This is a genomic window from Clostridium algidicarnis, assembly GCF_000703125.1.
Lineage (GTDB): Bacteria > Bacillota > Clostridia > Clostridiales > Clostridiaceae > Clostridium_L > Clostridium_L algidicarnis.
Genome location: NZ_JNLN01000001.1, coordinates 2,843,612 through 2,864,804, shown reverse-complemented (window position 1 = coordinate 2,864,804; position 21,193 = coordinate 2,843,612). Strand labels below are relative to the sequence as shown.

Annotated in this window: 22 protein-coding genes; 20 read left to right on the top strand and 2 right to left on the bottom strand. The window is 29.7% G+C overall.

Features of this window, described 5'->3' with window-relative positions; genetic code table 11:
• Positions 1–11 precede the first annotated feature (11 nt).
• From BV55_RS0113740 to BV55_RS0113720, 5 genes are all read left to right on the top strand, one after another.
• Entirely contained in the window at positions 12–617 is a 606-nt protein-coding gene (locus BV55_RS0113740; protein ID WP_029453384.1) for an MBL fold metallo-hydrolase, read from the top strand.
• 17 nt (positions 618–634) lie between these two features.
• Positions 635–2,089, top strand: coding sequence for a coproporphyrinogen III oxidase (locus BV55_RS0113735; protein ID WP_029453383.1), 1,455 nt, complete (start codon positions 635–637; stop codon positions 2,087–2,089).
• Positions 2,090–2,158: 69 nt separating this feature from the next.
• Positions 2,159–3,418, top strand: coding sequence for a histidine--tRNA ligase (hisS, locus tag BV55_RS0113730; RefSeq protein WP_029453382.1), 1,260 nt, complete (start codon positions 2,159–2,161; stop codon positions 3,416–3,418).
• Positions 3,419–3,429: 11 nt separating this feature from the next.
• The gene (gene aspS, locus BV55_RS0113725) at positions 3,430–5,205 is read left to right on the top strand and encodes an aspartate--tRNA ligase (protein WP_029453381.1); all 1,776 of its coding nucleotides are present in this window, start codon (positions 3,430–3,432) and stop codon (positions 5,203–5,205) included.
• Positions 5,206–5,358: 153 nt separating this feature from the next.
• Positions 5,359–5,631: a metal-sensitive transcriptional regulator gene (locus BV55_RS0113720; protein WP_029453380.1), complete on the top strand. Its 273-nt coding sequence runs from the start codon at positions 5,359–5,361 to the stop codon at positions 5,629–5,631.
• Between the two features lie 171 nt (positions 5,632–5,802).
• Here the strand turns inward: BV55_RS0113720 and BV55_RS0113715 are convergent, their stop codons facing one another.
• Together BV55_RS0113715 and BV55_RS0113710 are read right to left on the bottom strand one after the other, a co-directional pair.
• Positions 5,803–6,255 carry a threonine/serine exporter family protein gene (locus BV55_RS0113715; RefSeq protein WP_029453379.1) on the bottom strand — a complete coding sequence of 151 codons (453 nt, stop codon included), beginning with the start codon at positions 6,253–6,255 and terminating at the stop codon, positions 5,803–5,805.
• The gene (locus tag BV55_RS0113710; protein ID WP_029453378.1) at positions 6,252–7,025 is read right to left on the bottom strand and encodes a threonine/serine exporter family protein; all 774 of its coding nucleotides are present in this window, start codon (positions 7,023–7,025) and stop codon (positions 6,252–6,254) included. The genes BV55_RS0113715 and BV55_RS0113710 overlap by 4 nt, the downstream gene beginning before the upstream one ends.
• Before the next feature lie 205 nt (positions 7,026–7,230).
• Here BV55_RS0113710 and BV55_RS0113705 point away from each other — a divergent pair, with 205 nt between their 5' ends.
• The 15 genes from BV55_RS0113705 to arcC all read left to right on the top strand — a co-directional run bounded on the left by BV55_RS0113705 (position 7,231) and on the right by arcC (position 21,079).
• Positions 7,231–8,466, top strand: a complete 1,236-nt coding sequence (locus BV55_RS0113705; RefSeq protein WP_029453377.1) for a serine hydroxymethyltransferase — start codon at positions 7,231–7,233, stop codon at positions 8,464–8,466.
• Between the two features lie 118 nt (positions 8,467–8,584).
• Positions 8,585–9,085, top strand: coding sequence for a flavin reductase family protein (locus BV55_RS0113700; RefSeq protein WP_029453376.1), 501 nt, complete (start codon positions 8,585–8,587; stop codon positions 9,083–9,085).
• A gap of 391 nt (positions 9,086–9,476) precedes the next feature.
• The gene (gene arcA / locus BV55_RS0113695; RefSeq protein ID WP_029453375.1) at positions 9,477–10,700 is read left to right on the top strand and encodes an arginine deiminase; all 1,224 of its coding nucleotides are present in this window, start codon (positions 9,477–9,479) and stop codon (positions 10,698–10,700) included.
• 30 nt (positions 10,701–10,730) lie between these two features.
• Complete coding sequence (gene argF, locus BV55_RS0113690; protein WP_029453374.1) at positions 10,731–11,714, top strand: ornithine carbamoyltransferase; 984 nt, start codon at positions 10,731–10,733, stop codon at positions 11,712–11,714.
• A gap of 235 nt (positions 11,715–11,949) precedes the next feature.
• A complete protein-coding gene (locus BV55_RS0113685) occupies positions 11,950–12,414 on the top strand; it encodes a rhodanese-like domain-containing protein (protein ID WP_029453373.1) in 465 nt (154 codons plus the stop codon).
• A 111-nt stretch (positions 12,415–12,525) separates the two neighbouring features.
• Positions 12,526–13,224, top strand: a complete 699-nt coding sequence (locus BV55_RS0113680; RefSeq protein WP_029453372.1) for a TVP38/TMEM64 family protein — start codon at positions 12,526–12,528, stop codon at positions 13,222–13,224.
• On the top strand, positions 13,193–13,339 hold the full coding sequence (locus tag BV55_RS15625; RefSeq protein ID WP_157469672.1) for a hypothetical protein: 147 nt from the start codon (positions 13,193–13,195) through the stop codon (positions 13,337–13,339). The genes BV55_RS0113680 and BV55_RS15625 overlap by 32 nt, the downstream gene beginning before the upstream one ends.
• 81 nt (positions 13,340–13,420) lie before the next feature.
• Positions 13,421–14,569 (top strand): (Fe-S)-binding protein, encoded by a 1,149-nt coding sequence (locus BV55_RS0113670; protein WP_029453371.1) that lies wholly within the window; start codon positions 13,421–13,423, stop codon positions 14,567–14,569.
• 11 nt (positions 14,570–14,580) lie between these two features.
• Positions 14,581–15,255, top strand: coding sequence for a TVP38/TMEM64 family protein (locus BV55_RS0113665; RefSeq protein WP_029453370.1), 675 nt, complete (start codon positions 14,581–14,583; stop codon positions 15,253–15,255).
• A gap of 84 nt (positions 15,256–15,339) precedes the next feature.
• Positions 15,340–16,584, top strand: a complete 1,245-nt coding sequence (locus tag BV55_RS0113660; protein WP_029453369.1) for an ABC transporter substrate-binding protein — start codon at positions 15,340–15,342, stop codon at positions 16,582–16,584.
• Positions 16,568–17,452, top strand: a complete 885-nt coding sequence (locus BV55_RS0113655; protein WP_029453368.1) for an ABC transporter permease — start codon at positions 16,568–16,570, stop codon at positions 17,450–17,452. The genes BV55_RS0113660 and BV55_RS0113655 overlap by 17 nt, the downstream gene beginning before the upstream one ends.
• Positions 17,453–17,454: 2 nt before the next feature.
• Positions 17,455–18,246 (top strand): ABC transporter permease, encoded by a 792-nt coding sequence (locus tag BV55_RS0113650; protein WP_029453367.1) that lies wholly within the window; start codon positions 17,455–17,457, stop codon positions 18,244–18,246.
• Between the two features lie 68 nt (positions 18,247–18,314).
• Positions 18,315–19,448: an ABC transporter ATP-binding protein gene (locus BV55_RS14965; protein WP_051652514.1), complete on the top strand. Its 1,134-nt coding sequence runs from the start codon at positions 18,315–18,317 to the stop codon at positions 19,446–19,448.
• Positions 19,449–19,457: 9 nt separating this feature from the next.
• On the top strand, positions 19,458–20,042 hold the full coding sequence (locus BV55_RS0113640; RefSeq protein ID WP_029453365.1) for a CDP-alcohol phosphatidyltransferase family protein: 585 nt from the start codon (positions 19,458–19,460) through the stop codon (positions 20,040–20,042).
• A 101-nt stretch (positions 20,043–20,143) separates the two neighbouring features.
• Positions 20,144–21,079, top strand: a complete 936-nt coding sequence (arcC, locus tag BV55_RS0113635; RefSeq protein WP_029453364.1) for a carbamate kinase — start codon at positions 20,144–20,146, stop codon at positions 21,077–21,079.
• Positions 21,080–21,193 lie beyond the last annotated feature (114 nt).

Sequence of the window (21,193 nt, the reverse complement as noted above, 5' to 3'; positions counted from 1 at the left end):
GTTGATTATAGATGATAATAAAAAGAATACCTGCAGGAGTTTATGCTGCTAACTGTTATGTAATTATGGATGAATCTACTAAGGAAGCTGTGATTTTAGATCCAGGTGGAGATGAGGATGATATTATGTCATCAATAGAACAAATAGGTGCTAAGATAAAATATATTTTACTCACTCATGGACATGTAGATCATACCGGTGGAGTTATAAAGCTTAAAGAGAAATATAACTGTAAAGTAGGTATAAACCAAAGGGATGAAGAATTAATGATTAATGGAGCCTATATGTTTGGAGAATTTGAAAATCATGAAGAGGTTGATTTTCTATTAAAAGACGGAGATACTATATGTTTTGGTGACAAGAAAATAATAGTTTTAGAAACACCAGGGCATACTCCGGGGGGAGTGAGCTTTTTAGTAGAAGATAAAGTTTTTACAGGAGACACCCTTTTTGCGGGATCCATAGGAAGAACAGATTTAACTGGAGGAGACTTTCAAACTATAATAGATAGTATAAAGGCTAAATTAATGGTATTAAAAGAAGAGACAATAGTTTATCCAGGTCATGGCCCAAAATCTAGCATTGGAATAGAAAAGAAAAGTAATCCATTTTTATAATATGGATAGGAGTAATTATGAGTGTTAATATAAAACTAAATGATATGAATTATAGATATGAAGTTTATCAAATTGTGAGTTTGTTTCACAGTCTAGAAGAAATTACCTTCTCTAAAATAGAAGAAATTAAACTTTCTAAAATAGAGAAAGATTTTTGTATAGATATAGAAGAAAGGTTTATAGAAATATCAGGTAAAGACTTCACTAAAAACTTTGAGTTTAATGAAGAGGATAGTAAAAAGAATCAGATAAAAAGATATATTTATCTTTATTTTAGCAAATTATATTCAACAGAATTACCGTGGGGTACATTAATAGGAATTAGACCTAGTAAAATAGCATTAAATTTAGTTAAACAAGGATATTCAGAAGAAGAAATAATTGAATATTTCAATCATAAATATTTGGTTAAAGAAAATAAGGTTAAACTTTGCATAAAGGTTGCAAAGCACGAGAAAAACTTCATAAATATGGATAAGAACAATATTAGCATATACTTAGGCATGCCGTTTTGTCCTACTAGATGCTTGTACTGCTCATTTGCATCTAACCCTATATCAGGGAATAAAAGCTTAGTAGAGCCCTATATAAACGCTTTGATAAAGGAAATAAAAGAATTATCCCATTTTATAAAGTTGAAAAATCTTAATATTAATACCATCTATTTTGGTGGAGGAACACCTACAGCAGTTGGAGATTCTGATTTCGAATATGTAATGAAAAATATATATGAAAATTTAATTAAGGATTTTAAGGTAACAGAATTTACTGTTGAATGTGGAAGGCCAGATTCTATAACAAAAAATAAGTTACAAACTATGAAAAGCTATTTAGTGGATAGGATTAGTATAAATCCTCAAACAATGAACGATAATACACTTAAGATTATAGGACGAAATCACTCTGTGGAAGATGTTATAGATAAATTTAATATGGCTAGAAATTTAGGGTTTAATAATATAAATATGGATATAATTTTAGGCTTACCAGGTGAAAAGTCAGATGATGTTAATCATACTTTAGATGTTATAAAAGATATAGCACCTGAAAGTATAACTGTTCATGGACTTTCAGTAAAAAGAGCTTCAAAGCTATATGAAGATCTAAAATTAAATAAAAACTATGAACTTGCAAATCAAGATGAAATTACAAAAATGTATGATGGGGCAAAGAATATAGCAGAGGACTTGAATATGGAACCATATTATATGTATAGGCAAAAAAACATGCCTTGTAATATGGAAAATATAGGTTACAGCGTTTTGGGTAAAGAATGCATATATAACATGCAAATCATTGAAGAAAGACAGACTATAATTGCTTTAGGAGCAGATGCTGTTTCGAAGGTAGTATTTTTAGATGAAAATAGAATTGAAAGATTTGCAAACATAAAAGATGTAGGGGAATATATAAAGAGAATTGATGAAGTTATAGAAAAAAAGAAAGCTTTATTAGAAACCCTATATAAATAATAAATATATATTATAAAGTGTGATTTTAATAAATTTAAGTTTTATGTAAGGATGTGAAGTTAATTGGCTATAAGTATAAAGGCACCAAAAGGAACAAAGGATATGTTGCCACAGGATGCATATAAGTGGCACTATATAGCAGATATTCTTTCAAATATAGCAGAAAATTATGGTTATAGAGAGATAAGAACACCTATATTTGAACATACAGAACTTTTTACAAGGGGTGTTGGAGAAACCACAGATGTAGTTCAAAAAGAGATGTATACCTTCGAGGATAAGGCTAAAAGAAGTATAACACTAAAACCTGAAGGTACTGCGCCTGCTGTAAGAGCATTTATAGAAAATGCATTATACAGTGAAACTCAACCTACAAAGATGTATTATTTTACTCCTGTATTTAGATATGAAAATGTACAAAAAGGAAGACTTAGACAACATCATCAATTTGGCGTTGAAGCCTTTGGAGTATCAGGAGCATCATTGGATGCTGAAATTATAAGTATTGCTATGAATGCTTATGAAAACTTTGGTATAAAAGGATTAAAGCTCAAAATAAATAGTATAGGATGTCCAGTTTGTAGGGAAAAATATAATGAATTCTTAAAAGAATTCTTAGAAGAAAACTTTAATGAGTTATGTGATACCTGTAAGACACGTTATAGCAGGAATCCTATGAGAATTCTAGATTGCAAAGAAGAAAGTTGCAAAGCAATAACAAAGAATGCTCCTGTTATATTAGATTATATTTGTGATGAATGCAAAATACATTTTGAGGACCTAAAGCTTCACTTAGAGGCTGTAGGTATAAAGTATGAAATAGACCCTTATATAGTAAGAGGGCTTGATTATTATAGCAAAACAGTATTTGAAATTGTAAATGATAATATCACTGTATGTGGTGGAGGACGTTATGACTATTTGATAGAACAAATTGATGGTCCAAAGATGCCAGCAGTAGGTTTTGGAATGGGTATGGAAAGATTACTTATGACATTAGATGAAGAGGGGATAGAAATACCAAAACCCGTGCTTATTAATATATATGCAGGATCCATTGGAGAAAAGGCAAATTTAGAAGCATATAAAATAACCTATAAATTAAGACAAGAAGGTATTAAAGCCGAATGTGATCATCTAAAAAGAAGCGTAAAAGCTCAGATGAGATATGCTAATAAAATGGGTGCTGAGTATACAATGATACTTGGAGAAAATGAACTTAAAGAAAATAAAGTTAAGATTAAAAGAATGAGTGATGGTGAACAATTTAATGTAGATTTAAACAATATAGCTGAAATTATTGACACAATGAAAAATAACTTACAGTAGGAGGAAATATAATGAGCGAGGCTTTAAATGGACTTAAACGCACAAAAATGTGTGGAGAGTTAAGAGAAGAAAATATAGGTGAAACTATTACTGTTATGGGATGGGTTCAAAGGAAGAGAAATTTAGGTGGACTACTTTTTATGGACCTTAGAGATAGAACAGGCATGCTTCAGGTGGTTTTCAAGGAAGATGTAGCTGAGGAAGTATCTATAAAAGGAAATGCCATAAGACCAGAATATTGCATTGCAGTAACAGGAGTAGTTGTAAAAAGAGAATCAATAAATGTAAATATGCCTACAGGAATGGTGGAACTTAATGTAGAAACAATAAAGATATTATCTGAATCAGAAACACCGCCTATATATATAAAAGAAAATTTAGATGCTGCAGAATCTATAAGATTAAAGTATAGATACTTAGATCTTAGAAGACCTGATATGCAAAATATATTTTATATAAGACATAAGGCGTCTAAAGCTATAAGAGACTTTTTAGATAAAGAAGGATTTTTAGAAATAGAAACTCCAATGCTTACTAAAAGCACTCCAGAAGGTGCAAGAGACTACCTAGTACCTAGTAGAAACTATGAAGGTATGTTTTATGCATTACCTCAATCACCACAGTTATTTAAGCAATTATTGATGGTGTCAGGCTTTGACAGATATTTTCAAATAGTTAAGTGTTTTAGAGATGAAGATTTAAGATCCAATAGGCAACCTGAATTTACCCAAGTAGATCTTGAGATGTCATTTGTTGAAGCAGATGATGTTATGACACTAAATGAAAGGTTAATAGCAAGTGTTTTTAAGGAAGTTTTAGATGTAGAAGTAAAAAGACCTTTTAAAAGACTTACATACAAGGAAGCTATGGAAAGATACGGATCAGATAAGCCAGATTTAAGATTTGGCATGGAAATAAAAGATATAAGTTCAGTAGTAAAAGATTCAGAGTTTAAAGTGTTTAGAGATGCTCTGGAAATAAAAGGTTCAGCAAGAGCTCTTTGCGTAAAAGGCGGATCTTCTATGGGAAGAAAAGATATAGATAGATTAGGCGAGTTCGTAAAGACTTATAAGGCAAAAGGACTTGCATGGATATCTTTAAAGGGTGAAGAAATAAAATCTCCAATAGCTAAATTCTTAAGTGAAGATGAATTAAATGGAATAATAGAATCTGTAGAAGGAAAACCTGGAGATTTAATATTAATTGTAGCAGATAAAAACTCGGTGGTATTTCAAGCTTTAGGAGCTTTAAGATTAGAAATTGCTAAAAAACTTGAAATTTTAAAAGGTAATAAAGAATTTAACTTTTCATGGGTTACAGAGTTTCCACTTGTAGAATATAACGAAGAAGAAAATAGATTTCAGGCAGCACACCACCCATTCACATCTCCAATGGATGAGGATATAAAGTATCTAGAATCAGATCCAGGTAGAGTTAGAGCTAAGGCTTATGATATGGTTCTTAATGGAGAAGAATTAGGTGGGGGAAGTATAAGAATACATGACTCTAAACTTCAAGAAAGAATGTTTAATGTTTTAGGATTTACCAGCGAAAGTGCATGGGAAAGATTTGGATTCTTATTAGAGGCCTTTAAATTTGGACCACCACCTCATGGTGGATTAGCTTTTGGCCTTGATAGAATAGTTATGTTTATGGCAGGAACAGATAATATAAAAGATGTTATTGCGTTTCCTAAAAATCAAAATGCGTTCTGTCCACTTACAGAAGCGCCAAATGTGGTAGATTTAAAGCAACTTAAGGAACTTGGAATCGAATTAATTAAATAAATAACTTTAAATTAAAACCCTATTTTGTATCATTGATTAATGGAAAACATTAAACTGCAAAATAGGGTTTATTTTTTGTTATTGATATAGTGCAAAATTGATGTTATAATAAATTGACTATACGGGGTATAGGTATGTATGAGGAGTGATTTCATGGAAGATAGAAGTGATGATTTAAAAAAGGATATATATGTAAGATTAAGAAGAATTGAAGGACAAGTAAAAGGAATACAGAATATGGTGGAAAAGGAAGCTTGCTGTAAGGATATGTTAGTACAAATTGCTGCGGTTAGAGCAGCAATAAATAAGGTGGGTGGACTTATGCTAGAAAATTATGCTATAAATTGCATGGATTTAGAAGAAACTAAGGAAAATAATGAAAAGGTAGAAAACTTAGTAAGTACACTCTTGATGTTTTTGAAATAAGCAAGAAGATCTAAGGACCTTTTACAATTAATATCAAGTGGGCTATTATATTACAAATTAGAGGGCGGATAAAAATCTGCCCTCTAATTTTATAAATAAACTCATGTAATAGATTTAATAGTATGTAAGAGTAGTAAGAATTTAAAAGACACAAGTATAAAGATATAAGTATTAAGAATCCTTTGTATCTTTTAAGTTCTTAAAGTTTCGTGCACGTATAAATTTTGATATAGAAGAAACAAAAACAATTCCAATAGCTAATGCTCCAGCTTTGGATAAGGTATCAATGCCAATTTTTAAAGATTGTTCTACATTTCCTTGTATAGACTCTAACATAGTATAATACATTCCCCCTCCAGGAACTAAAGGTATTAATGCGCAAATTGTAAAAGTAGTTACGGGAGTCTTTAAAACTCTAGCTAATATTTCCGAGTATACACTAAAAATAATAGTACTAAAGAATAAAGATGATAAATCTGAAAAATTAAATTTTAAAAACAAGAGGTAAAAAAATAAACTTATGGATCCCCCAATAGATGCAAATATTAATTTTTTGCCTTTTATATTGAATAATATGCCAAATCCTAAAGTTGTTATAAAAGAATAAATTATTTTTAATATCATATTAAAAAACCTCCGCCATATAAAAACCAAAAACTTAGAACAATACCTGATCCAACTGCTATCCCAACTGCTATTAACATGGCCTCAGCAGAACGTGCAAGACCTGCTACCAAGTCCCCAGCTATAGTATCCCGTACAGCATTGGTTATGGCTATGCCAGGTACTAAAAGCATTATAGAACCTATAATTATTTTGTCTATACTGGATGAAATACCTAGGGTAACAAATAATATAGCTAATATTGAGGACAACATACCACCAATTATATTTATAAAAAAGCTGTTTATGTCTAGTTTAGAGCCGTAAATTGTTATATATTGGATAATACCGCCAATAAAAAATGACGCTACAAAATCACCAGAGCTTCCACCAAATATAAGTGTGAAAAATGCTGCAATAAATGAGGAAGCAAGTATGGTGATTTTATATCCATATCTAGGTTCCTTTTCTATGGCTTTAAGTTGTTCTAAAAATTCATCAGCAGTAATACCTTTAGATTTAATATTTCTTGATAAATCATTTACTTGAGATACTTTTTCTAGGTCAATAGTTCTATTTTTTATTCTTTTTACTATAGAAATATTATGTCCATATATATCAGTAGCTGATACCATTATACCTGTAGGTGTTACATAGCTATCTGAATTTTTTATAAGGTAAGAGTCACATATTCTAGAAATAGTTTCTTCAACCCTATAGGTTTCTCCACCACTTTGAAGCATTATACGTCCAGCTTCAGTTGCTATAGAAATAATTTTGTTCACGTCCATATATGTCACCACTTTCTATGTGACCTTTCACATATTCTATTAAAATTAATTATATCACAAAAAAAATATCTCAGAGTTTGTTTAGAATATTAAAATTATTTTGAGTTTATTGTAAATTATAGTTGAAAATTATCCTATTAAAATCTATAATGGGGGTTAGAAGGATATTTTTCAATTATAATAACGATTTAAAGGGGTGTTTGATATGGAATTTTCATATTTAGAAAAAAACGATGGGGAAATATTAGATATTATAAAAGAAGAAATGGAGAGGCAAGAATACAATATAGAGTTAATAGCTTCAGAAAACTTTACTAGCAGAGCTGTAATGGAGGCTGTAGGATCACCTTTAACAAATAAATACGCAGAAGGATATCCTCAAAAAAGATATTATGGTGGTTGTGAAGTTGTTGATAAAGCAGAAGATTTAGCTAGAGATAGAATGAAAAAGTTATTTAATGCAGAGCATGCTAACGTACAACCTCATTCTGGATCACAAGCTAATATGGGAGTATACTTTGCAGTATTAAAACCAGGAGATACTGTACTCGGGATGGATTTAAGTCATGGTGGACATTTAACTCATGGTAGCCCAGTAAATTTTTCAGGCAAGCTATTTAATTTCGTTTCCTATGGTGTAGAAAAAGATAGTGAGCAAATTGATTATAAAAAGGTTAGGGAAATGGCTTTAAAACATAGACCTAAAATGATAGTTGCAGGGGCAAGTGCATATCCAAGAATTATTGACTTTGCAAAATTTAGAGAAATAGCTGATGAAGTAGGAGCATACTTAATGGTAGATATGGCTCATATAGCAGGGCTGGTTGCAGCGGGACTTCATCCATCACCAGTTCCTTATGCAGATTTTGTAACTACTACAACTCATAAAACTTTAAGGGGCCCTAGAGGTGGAGCTATATTATGTAAAGAAAAATTTGCAAAGGAAATAGATAAGAGTTTATTCCCAGGAATGCAAGGCGGACCTTTGATGCATGTTATAGCAGGAAAGGCTGTTTGCTTTGAAGAAGCCTTAAAAGATTCATTTAAAGATTATATGAATCAAGTGGTTAAAAATGCAAAGGTTTTAGCAGAAGAATTAACCAAGTACGGATTTAGATTAGTATCTAATGGTACTGACAACCATTTAATATTACTTGATTTAAGTAATAAAAATATTACAGGTAAAGATGCAGAAAAGTTATTAGATACAGTGGGGATAACTGTAAATAAAAACACAATACCTTTTGAAACTTTAAGTCCTTTTGTAACTAGCGGAATAAGAATAGGAACACCTGCGGTTACTACTCGAGGTTTTAAAGAAGAAGATATGAAGACTATAGCAAAACTTATAAATGAAGTTATAGAAAATAGAGATAAAGATATCTCTAGTGTTAGACAAGAAGTAATTGAACTTTGCAAAAGATTTCCTCTATATGACTAAGATTTAACATAAAAGATTATTAATAAGAATGTGAAGGTTTTCTTCACATTCTTATTTTTTGAAAGTATGTTATAATGGTGATACACAATATGTAAGTAAGTAGGAGGAATTATAAACAATGGAAGGTCTAAAAAGTAATGATAAAGCTATGAAAAGTTTTCATAAACATGGAGGTTTTTTAACTTGTAAGAATGAAGAAACTTTGAATACAATGACTATAAGTTGGGGGAATATAGGTGTTGCTTTTGGAAAACCTATATTTATTATATATGTCAGAAAATCAAGATTTACAAATGAGTTAATAAATAAAAGTGGAGAGTTTACAATAAGTATACCTCTAGATAGTAATATAAAAAAACAATTAGGAATCTTTGGATCTACTTCTGGGAGAGAGATAGATAAGTTTAAATTAACAGGAGTAAAATCAAAAGATTCAAACAAACTAAATACACCTATTATTGAAGGCTGTGATGCATATTTTGAGTGTAAAGTCATTTACAAACATGATATAAATCCTGAAATAATGGATGAGGAAATAAGTAAAAACACTTATTTAGAAGGCGACTATCATACCGTATTTTATGGAGAAATAGTCGACTACTACATAGGCGAAGATTAAATGACTTATATGGTATATTTGCAGTAGATATATTTATATAATATTCCTTTTAAAAATATATAGTACAACTTTCAAGTGAAATTTAGGTTTTAATAAAAATAATTTAAAATTTTGCTAAACTATATATGCATAGTTATACAAAAAATTAAGGTAAGTGAATATTAATATGGATTTATGCGATAATACATAGTATATTAAGAAAAACAACTCTAGTATGGAATAGCATAATAAAGTATATACTATATAGCAAGATGTTAGCACGAATAAATTGAATATTTTGAAAGCTACCATTTTATATGAGCTTTTAAGGGGTAATTTTGATTTTAACTAAAACTTGTTATAGCCTATAATGTAATATGTATAATGCAATAAATATATGGAGGTGTACAAGTTGTCTCAAAGTATAAACATAACTTCTGAAATAGGTGAATTAAAGAAAGTAATGTTGCATAGACCTGGAAAGGAAATAGAAAACCTTGTACCAGAATACCTTGATAGATTACTTTTTGACGATATACCTTATCTTAAAGAAGCACAAAAAGAACATGATGGATTTGCAAACATTTTAAAAGAAAATGGTGTAAAAGTATATTATTTAGAAGAATTATTAGCAGATTCATTGAAAAATCAAAAAGTGAAAGAAGAATTTTTGTTAAAGTTTTTAAAGGAAAGTAATATAACTTCAAATCAAATTAAAGAATCTTTAAAAGAATACTTACTTTGTATGGATACAAAAGAAATGGTAGATAAACTAATAGCTGGGGTTAGAAAAGATGAAATAAGAATTGCTAAACCCTCTTCTTTGGTGGAACTAATAGATAATAAATATCCTTTTTATTTAGATCCAATGCCAAATGCATATTTTACTAGAGATCCATCTACATCAATTGGAAGGGGCTTAAGTATTAATCATATGCATACATTAGCAAGGGGTAGAGAAAGTTTATTTTCAAAATACATTTATGAAAATCATAATTCAATTAAAAAGGAGGATACTCCACTTTGGTATAACGAAGATATACCTTACAGTTTAGAAGGTGGAGATCAGCTTGTGTTATCAAAAAAGGTTCTTGCAATAGGATGTAGTGAAAGAACATCACCAAAAGCTATAGAGATTTTAGCAGATAACTTATTGAATGGTGAGTCAGGTTTTGAAACAGTATTAGTTTTAGAAATACCTTCTTGCAGGGCATTTATGCACTTAGATACTGTATTTACTATGGTAGATTATGACAAGTTTACAATTCACCCTGAAATAGAAGGCCCACTTAATATTTATGAAATAACAAAAGATAAGGACAAAAATTTGTTGTTTAAAGCACATAAAGAAGATTTAAATCTAGTTTTAAAAAGGGTTCTTAAACTACCATCAGTAGACCTTATAAGATGTGGTGGAGGAGATATTATTTCAGCAGCTAGAGAACAGTGGAATGATGGATCTAACACTTTAGCTATAGCTCCAGGAAAAGTTATTACTTATGAGAGAAACTATGTGACAAACGAGCTACTTGATAAAAACAATATAAAAGTATTAACTATGAAAAGTTCTGAACTTTCAAGAGGCAGAGGTGGGCCAAGATGCATGAGTATGCCTATATGGAGAGAAAATGTATAATATAAAAATAACATATATGGAGGTATTAAAATGGCTGTTAATTTAAAAGGTAAAAGTTTTTTAACATTATTGGATTTCACACCACTAGAAATAAGGTATTTATTAGATTTATCTAAGGACTTAAAGTCTAAAAAAAGAGCAGGTATTCATGGTAAATTACTAGAAGGAAAAAATATAGTGTTACTTTTTGATAAGACATCTACTAGAACTAGATGTGCTTTTGAAGTCGCTGCACTTGATGAAGGTGCTCATGTTACATTTTTAAGTAATTCTCAAATGGGTAAAAAAGAGTCTATTGAAGATACTGCAAAGGTTCTTGGAAGATTCTATGATGGTATGGAATTTAGGGGATATGAGCAAGAAACAGTGGAACTTTTAGCTAAGCACTCAGGAGTTCCTGTGTGGAATGGACTTACAGATGGTGATCATCCAACTCAAGTTTTAGCAGACCTTTTGACTATAGAAGAGCATATAAGCAAACCTTTAAACAAAGTTAAAATGGTTTTTGTTGGTGATGCAAGAAATAACATGGGATATGCTTTAATGTACGGATGTGCAAAAATGGGAATGAAATATATGGCTTTAGCTCCAAAAGAATTATGGCCAGATGAGAGCATAGTAGAAAAGTGTAAATTAATTGGAGAAACTACTGGTGCAACTATAGAACTTACAGATGATGTAAAAGATATAAAGGGCGCAGATGTTATTTATACAGATATATGGGTATCTATGGGAGAGGAAGATAAGTTACAAGAAAGAGTTAAGCTATTAACTCCTTACAAAGTTGATATGGATATGTTAAAGGCTACAGAAAATGATGATGTTATATTTATGCATTGTCTTCCTTCATTCCACGACTTTGAAACTAAGGTTGCAAAAGAAACTAAAGAAAATAACAACCTTGATATTAGAGAAGTTACAGATGAAGTATTTAGAAGTAAGCATTCAGTAGTCTTTGATGAGGCTGAAAATAGAATGCATACAATAAAGGCAGTTATGGTATCTACATTGTAATTTTACATTAAAATTTAGTGTGTTAATTAAAAGAGCCTATTTAAAAAGTAGGCTCTTTTAATTATTATATAATAAAATTTAAGCATTGATAAAAGTAATGGGAATTAAGATTTGTATAGATATTATATATAAGCAGATTAGCATTGATACAAGTATTTTAAGGTAAATTATGATATGATTTTTAAGGGATGTGAATTTTATATCCTAAAATTGTTATTATATAGGGGGAATAATTATGAAAAGGAACAAAAAATATCTAATTTCTACATTATTAATGGTACTGACTTTAAGTATAGGTTTATTGGGATGCACAAAAGCTAAAACGGAAGCAAATAAAGTGGAATCGAAAAAAGATTATAATTATTACACTGCAGAACAACTAAAAAAGAGTATAGAAACTAAAGAAGATATAATAATTTTAGATATTCAGGTTAAAGAAGAATATGATAAGCATCATATCAAAGGAGCTATGCCAACTTATGCATATCCAGTAAAAAGTGATGAAGATAAAAAGAAACTTGAAAACGTATTAGAAAAGTTAGAAGGTAGTAAACCAATAGTTATTGTATGTCCCAAAGGTGGCGGAGGAGCTGAAAATACACATAAATATTTAACGGAGAAAAAGATAAGTAAAGATAGACTTTATATCTTAGAAAAAGGACAAGCAGCATGGCCATATGAGGAGCTTTTAGAAAAATAAAACATAGGGATATAAATTTAAAAAGTAAAGAGAGAGTAACAATTAAAAACAAACTGTGCTTTTCTCTTTATTTTTATATTCTTTTATAAAATAAAAAGGCGGGGGAATGTTTTGAATAAGAAAAAAAGATCTATAATAATAAAAATTCTAGTAATATTAGCGATTCTATCTTTATATTTTTTAATACCTTCTATTAAAAACACCATAGATGATATGGTAAGTGTATTATTGAAGCTTAATGTAGAGTCGGCAAAAGATTACATATTATCTTTTGGAATATGGGCTCCAATTATTTCGTTTTTATTAATGATACTTCAATCTATAGCAGCACCTTTACCAGCATTTATAATAACATTTGCTAATGCAGGTCTATTTGGGTGGTGGCAAGGTGCAATATTATCTTGGGTTAGTGCTATGGTAGGAGCTGTACTATGTTTTTATATTAGCAAATTACTAGGAAGAGAAGCAGTAGAAAAGATAACTAGCAAATTTGCACTTGAAAGTGTAGATGATTTCTTTGAAAAGCATGGCAAGTATGCAATATTGATAGCTAGACTTTTACCTTTTATTTCTTTTGACCTAGTAAGCTATGCAGCTGGGCTTACATCAATGGGGTTTTGGTCATTTTTTTGGGCTACAGGAATTGGACAATTACCAGCAACTATAATATATTCTTATGTTGGTGGGATGCTAGTTGGTGGAACTAAAAAACTGGTATTTGGATTACTCATTTTATTTGCTCTGTCAGTTTTGATTTATCTAATTAAGAGGGTATGGAATGAAAAAAATAAGCTGCCTCAAAAAATATAATAGTTTAAGATATAACATATATTTTGCTGAAGGCAATGATATACAATCTACTTATTATGCTGCTGTAAGTAGAATTTTTAGAAGAAATATGTTGAAAAATCTAATAGGATATTAACTAGTTACTTTTTTAGAGGACTAAGATTACTAGGTATAAGCTTAGAATATATATTATTTTTTTATTTTACGGAGGGGTTTTATGGGGCATATTTATTTATCAAAAGAGTTGCAAAAGGACATAGAAAAGAGTTTTCAAAATTGTACTGGCTGCAAAGCTTGTATGACTAACTGCCCTATGCTAAAAGCATTTTGTAGTTCACCTAAAGAACTCTTAGGTAAACTTAGTCAAAATAATGAAGTTGAAATTATAATGCCTTATTCTTGTGCAATGTGTGGGTGGTGTAGTAAGGTATGCCCTGAAAACATAAATTTCAAAGAATTATTTTATGATATGAGAAAAGAGATAATAAAAGGCAATAAAAGACTAAGACCATCAGGATATAATGTTGTAAAATATCATCAAAAAAGCAGTTTTTCTAAGATGTTTACAACTTATAGTAGATCCATGAAAAAGGGATCAACAAAGCAGAAGAAAAGAGTATTTTTACCGGGATGCAGTTTATCTTCATACAGTCCTAAGCTTGTTGAAAAAACATACCAAAACTTAAAAGAGAACTTTAAAAACACAGACATAATTTTAAAGTGTTGTGGTAAGCCTACTTATGATATGGGCGATACTGATGGATTTAAAAAATACTTTAATTCTTTAGAAGAAGATTTAAGAGCTATGGGTGCTGATGAAGTAGTAGTTGCCTGTGAGAATTGTTTTATAACATTAAATAAGAACTTAACAAATATAAAAGTCAAGTCTCTTTGGAACATTATAGCAGAGGTTGGAGTGCCACAGGAACTTAAAGGAATATATAAAGGGATAGATGAGATATTTTATATTCATGACCCTTGTTCTATAAGAGAAGAAGAGGGTATACATAATTCTATAAGAAATATATTGGCTCAACTAGGGATTAAAAGTAAAGAATTTAAATTTTCTAAAAGTAACACAGTCTGTTGTGGATTTGGAGGTATGATAGCAGTAACAAATAATCATGTTGCCTCAGAACAAATGAATAAGAGGTCAAAAGAAGCGAAAGGAGAATATATTGTATCTTACTGTCAAAGTTGTGTAGAAGCCATGAACATAGGTGGAGGAAGGGCTATTCACATATTAGATTTGCTTTTTAATGATGAGGTTATAAAAAATAAAAACTTTATACAGGTTAATAAGGATTCTATAACTAAATGGAAAAACAGATATGAATTGAAGAAGATAATAAATAAAATGAAGTAAAAGGTGGTTTTATGAAAAAAGATTATATTAAGGTTTTAAAATATATTTTAAGTGTAATTTTAATTGTAGTAGTTGTTTATTTTTTATATAATTTAAATAGGTTTAAAACCTTTTCCTCTATGGATTTAAAAACATACTTATTAAACTACGGTAATATGGCACCTATACTATACATAATTATGTTCACATTAGTACCACTTACTTTATTTCCAGACTCAATATTAGCTATAGGTGGAGGTTTAGCATTTGGACTAATTAGAGGAAGTATTTACACTCTTATTGGTGCAATGATGGGAGCTAGCCTATCCTTTTATCTAGCTAGGTTTTTAGGAAGAGACTTTATAAGAAAAATTACCAAACATAAGTTAGCTCACTTTGAAGATTCGCTAGAAAAAAATGGATTTATGCTAATTTTAATTTTAAGGATGATACCATTATTCCCATTTGATGTCATAAGCTATAGTGCAGGGATTTCTAAAATTAAATTTAAAGATTTTATCTTGGCAAGTCTAATAGGAATTATACCTGGAATATTAGTTTATACTAATTTAGGAGATAAATCTGAAACAATAGGATCAAAATCATTTTACGCATCAATTTGTTTTTTAATATTGCTTTTTGCCATGTCATTTATATTAAAGGATAAATTATTTTCAAAAAAATTAAAAGAAGTTACAAAAGAATAATATTAAAATGATATTTTAAAGTGTAAAAAAAAAGAAATTAAAATAATCAAATATGGGTAGCTTTAAATAAGGAGAGAATAAAATATGTTTAAAAAATTAGGAGCAGGTATAATAATAGCAATTTTATCATTAAGCCTAATTTCCTGCGGGGGAAATAAAAATAAAGATGCAAATAATACTGACTTAAAAGAGTCTAGCTGGGAGAGTATCTTAAGTGATAGTAAGGGTAAAAAGGTTAATATATATATGTGGGGAGGAAGTGAAAGCACAAATAAGTATATGGATTTATGGGTTAAGCCACAAGTAAAGGATAAGTTTGATATTGACTTAAATAGGGTACCAATTAATGATGCAAAGGATATGACAAATAAACTTATGACAGAAAAAGATGTTAATAAGAATTCTGGGACAATGGATATATGCTGGCTTAATGGAGAAAACTTTAAAATGGTTAAAGATAATTCACTGCTTTTAGGAAGCTTTGTAGATAAACTTCCTAATTACAATAAGTATGTAGATAAAAATGCAAAAGACATTACTACTGACTTTGGTGAGGATACAGAAGGATTAGAGGCTCCTTTTGGAAAAGCACAATTTGTTTTTATATATGATACTGAGAAGGTTAAGAATCCACCAAAATCCATGGAGGAATTTAAGCTTTGGGTTAAAGAGAACCCTGGAAAGTTTACTTATCCTGCACCACCAGATTTTACTGGAAGCGCTTTTGTACGCCAAACACTTTTAGAAACTAGTGGAGGATATGAAGCTTTTTCTCCCAAACTAAACGAAGAGAAATTTTCTAAGGATTCAGAGTCTTTATGGAATTATTTAAATGAAATAAAGCCTTATTTATGGAGAGAAGGTAATACCTATCCAGAAAGCTCTTCAAAGCTTGATCAATTATATTCTAATGGAGAGATATGGATCACTATGTCATATAATCCAATACATGCAGCCAATAAAATAAAAGAAGGTGCATTTCCTAAAAGCACCAGAAGCTTTGTGCTAGATAAGGGTACACTTTCCAATACCCACTATTTAACAATACCTTTTAATGCACCAAATAAAGATGCGGCTATGGTGGTTATAGACTTTATGATTTCAAAAGAGGCTCAATTTAAAAAGATGAGTCCTGATATATGGGGAGATGGAACAATTATAAGTTCAGATAAGCTATCTACAGAAGAAAAGAAAGAATTAAATGATATAGATAGAGGAGAAGGAACCCTTTCTTCAGAAGAACTAGAAAAACATAGGGTATCTGAAATATCATCTTCATATATAGATATAATAGAAAAGTATTGGATGGAAAATGTGGCAAAAAACTAAACCTTATATATTAGTATTGCCATCCTTTATATTAGTAGCTGCATTAATGGTAGGAGGTATATTTCAAGGTATATTTCAAAGTATTTTTATTTTAAACACTAATGGAAATAAAGGTATTTCATTTTCAGTATATAAAAAGCTGTTTAAGTCAAAAGCTTTCTGGGATTCTTTTATTGCTACTATTAAAATTTCAGCTGTAAGTACAATAATATCTGCAATTTTAGGTATTATTATAACTTTACTATTATTTTTATTAATAAGTGAAAAAAAGAGAAAACAATCTATATTATTATGGAGACTTTTGCAAATACCTATGTTATTTTCTTATTTAACTTGTGCTTATGCTATGTTTTTATTCTTAACTCAAAGTGGATGGGTATCTATATTATGCTATAATCTTGGACTTATAGCTGATATGTCTGAATTCCCAATATTGGTTAACGATAAAAATTCAATTGGAATAATAATCGCATATGTTTGGAAGACAACGCCTTTTATAGTGCTTATGCTTTATCCTGTACTTTTAAAAGTACAAGATAATTGGATACAAGTGGCAAGGATATTTGGAGCAAATATCTTTAAGACTTTTAGTGAGATAGTTTTTCCTATGCTAATAGCACCACTTAGAACTTCAACATTTATAGTGTTTACTTTTATTTTTTCAGCTTTTGAAGTACCCTATTTATTAGGAATGACATATCCTAAAACATTAGGGGTTTATTCCTATGAATTATATATGAAGGGGGACTTTTCTGAGAGGCCTATAGCTTTAGGCATAAATATAATAATATTTATATTTATAATGTTTATTAGTGCTGTTTATTACTTTTTTAATAAAAAGCATAAAGATAAGGTGGACAATAATTAGTTATGAAAAGAAAGATTTTAAATATTTTAGTGTTATTTATTATTTTATCAATTATATTAATAGGCATTATGCCGATAGTATTGCTTTTTATAGTAAGTTTCTCATCTTTTTGGAGGTGGCCAGATTTATGGCCAGTAGAGTTTAATATAAGACCGTGGAAATATGTATTTACAGGATACTCAGCAACTATAATAGCTATAAAAAACAGTTTTATTATAGCTATTATAGTCAATATTATAAACATTATTATTGGAATACCAGCAGCAGACGCACTTGCTAGATATGAATTTAAGGGTAAAAAACTGATGAAATTTATACTTATAGTTCCTATAATAATTCCTCCATTAACTATACTTATGGGAATTCATAAAACATTTATAGGATTTGGACTCACTGAAAATACAGTAGGAGTAATATTAGTTCATATTATGTCCACCTTGCCATATATGATTATGGCATTGGAGATTAGTTATAAAAATCTAGGTTTTAAATGGGAGGATGCAGCTAAAGTTATGGGTGCAAGCCCATTTAAAAGGTTTTTAAATGTAACACTTCCATTTATATTACCAGGAGTTATAGCTGGCTCTAGTTTGACTTTACTTATATCTTTAAATCAATATATAACAACTTTGTTTATAGGTGGTGGAGAGATATTGACACTTCCTATATTTATGTTTCCATTTATAAGTGGAGGCGATAAGTCTATTGGTGCTGCATATTCTATATTATTTGCATTGTTGTCATTTATTTCACTTTGGATTTTAGATTCATTTATAAAAAGGCATTATAGATAACAATAAAACAAATAGGATTGGAGGAATTTTATTAAGAATTAGTTATATAATTCGTAATAAAAAGTATTATGAACAATGTAAAGATAATAAATATACAAAAAACATATTTGAGTAATAAAACTTCAAACGAAAGATCATTTGATCTAAATATACCTAGGTTAGAGATCAACGAAGGAGAATTTTTTGGATTACTTGGACCGTCAGGTTGTGGTAAAAGTACTATGCTAAATCTTATAGCAGGACTTTTAGAATTAAATAGTGGAGAGATATATATTGGGGAAGAAAACATAGTAAGTACTCCTACGGAAAAAAGAAATCTTGCCATGGTTTTTCAGGAATCGCTACTTTTTCCACATATGACCTTGGAGGAAAATGTGGGATTTGGACTAAAGATGAGAAAAGTTCCTAAAGAGCATAGGAAAATTAAAATTAAAGAGATATTGAATATAGTAAACTTAGATGGTATGGAAAAAAGATATCCAGATCAATTAAGTGGAGGACAAAAACAAAGAGGTGCTATAGCAAGGGCGCTTGTATGTAGCCCAAAGCTTCTTCTCATGGATGAACCTTTTAGTGCGTTAGATCCAAAGCTTAGAGAAGATATGAGAGAATTCACTAAAAGGTTACATAGTAAACATAAGATAACTACTATATTTGTAACTCACGATAAAGAAGAGGCATTTTTTTTGTTTGATAAAATGGCTATAATGAATGAAGGCAAAATAATTCAAGTGGGAAGTCCTAAAGATTTATATGAAAATCCTGAGAGTTCATTTGTAGCAGAGTTTTTAGGAATTAATAATATATTTTATGGTGATATAAAAGATAATATATTTTATGGTAAAGATTTCATTCTAGGTTTAGGTGAAGTTAAATGTAAAATAAAAAAGGATTATGAAAGTAATATTCGTATGAAAAATGAGTATATGAATTATAAAGGAATATATTTAGCCATAAAGCCAGAAGGATGTGTGGTATATAAATGCTTGCCACAGGATCCATTGTTAAAAAAAGATTATGGATGGATTAAGGGTAAGATAGAAAATGTATCTTATATACAAGGATTCTTAAAATTAAGTATAAAAATTTCTAAAGATTGTAGTGTAGAGGTACTACAAAATTATAATAAAGATGTGACATTTTGTGTTGGTGAAAAAGTAATATTAGGATATAATTTTAATAAAATAAACATTATTAATTAGGAGGAAAACATGCTTGATACATATGGAAGAAAATATGTAAATCCATTAATCAATTTAGTTGCTAAATTTTTATTAAATATAAACTTAACCCCAAATAACATAACTTTAATAGCTTTTATTATTGGAATAGCTTCATCTGTATTTATATACTTTGATTTGCCTATAGTAGCTATTTTTGCGTTATGGTTTTCAGGATTTTTGGATGCAGTAGATGGTGCTATGGCAAGAAAGAAGGGAATTACAACATCAATTGGAACCTTAATGGATATAACTTTTGATAGGATGGTTGAAATGGGTATAATTTTAACCCTTGCTATAAAATTCCCTAACGATATATTACATCTTTTAATTCTCACTATATGTATTTTGATTTCTATGACTTTGTTTTTAACCGTTGCAGCATTAACAGAGAAAAAAGGCATGAAGTCCTTTTATTATCAAGCAGGATTTGCAGAAAGAACTGAAGGCTTTATTATGTTTTCACTTATGATAAATTTCTCTCATAATTTAGTATTTATAACGGATATATTTTCATTAGCAGTAATTATTACAGCATTTCAACGATTTTTAGAAGCAAAGAGGATATTGAAGTAAATATTAAAGTTGTATAGAATTATTACAAATTTATGTATATATGATAATAAAGATGATATAATTATTATGTGTAAAATAAGATTGTAAGGAGAGATTGATAAATGAGTAAAATAGTTATTGCTTTAGGCGGAAATGCTCTTCAAGCAAATCCAAAGGATACTTCTGCAAATAGTCAATTGAATACAGCAAAGGATACAGCAAAATATTTGGTAGATTTAGTAGAGGAAGGTCATAATATTATAATAGTTCATGGAAATGGACCACAGGTTGGTCAAATAGTTTCCACCTATGAGTCTTCAAGTAGCAATGTGATGATGCCTTTTCCGGAGTGTGGTGCTATGAGCCAAGGATACATAGGATACCATCTTCAACAAGCTATAAAAATTGAATTAATGAAAAGAAATATAAATAAAGATGTAGTTACATTAATTACGGAAGTTGTAGTTGATGAAAAAGATGAAAATTTTAATAATCCATCTAAACCAATAGGTTCATTTTTTACAAAAGAAGAAGCAGAAAAGATTAGTGATGAAAAAGGATATATATTTAAAGAAGATGCTGGTAGGGGATGGAGAAGGGTTGTGGCATCACCTTTACCTGTTAGAATAGTGGAGGAAAACTCTATAAAAGCTCTAGTAGATGCAGGCCATATTGTAATTACTGTAGGCGGTGGGGGTATACCTGTAATAGAAAAGGATGAATATCTTAAAGGCGTAGATGCGGTAATAGATAAAGATTTTGCATCAGAAAAATTAGCGGAAATATTAGATGCAGATAAACTGCTTATTTTAACAGCCGTAGAAAAGGTTTATATAAATTACGGAAAACCAGAAGAAAAGTCTTTAGACAAAGTAACTGTGGAATTAATGGATAAATATATGGAGGAAGGTCATTTTGCGCCAGGGTCTATGTTGCCAAAAGTTAAGGCAGCTATAAAGTTTGCGGCATCTAAGGAAGATAGAGAAACTGTAATAACATCATTAGATAAAGTAAAAGAAGGTTTAGAGGGTGTTACAGGCACATCTATAAGTTTATAATTAATTTAATAAAATATTTTAAGTTAAAATATAATTAATATAAAATCAGTATATAAAAATTATTTTGTAAAAGAGATAAAAGGATATCCTAGATACGTAGGATATCCTTTTATC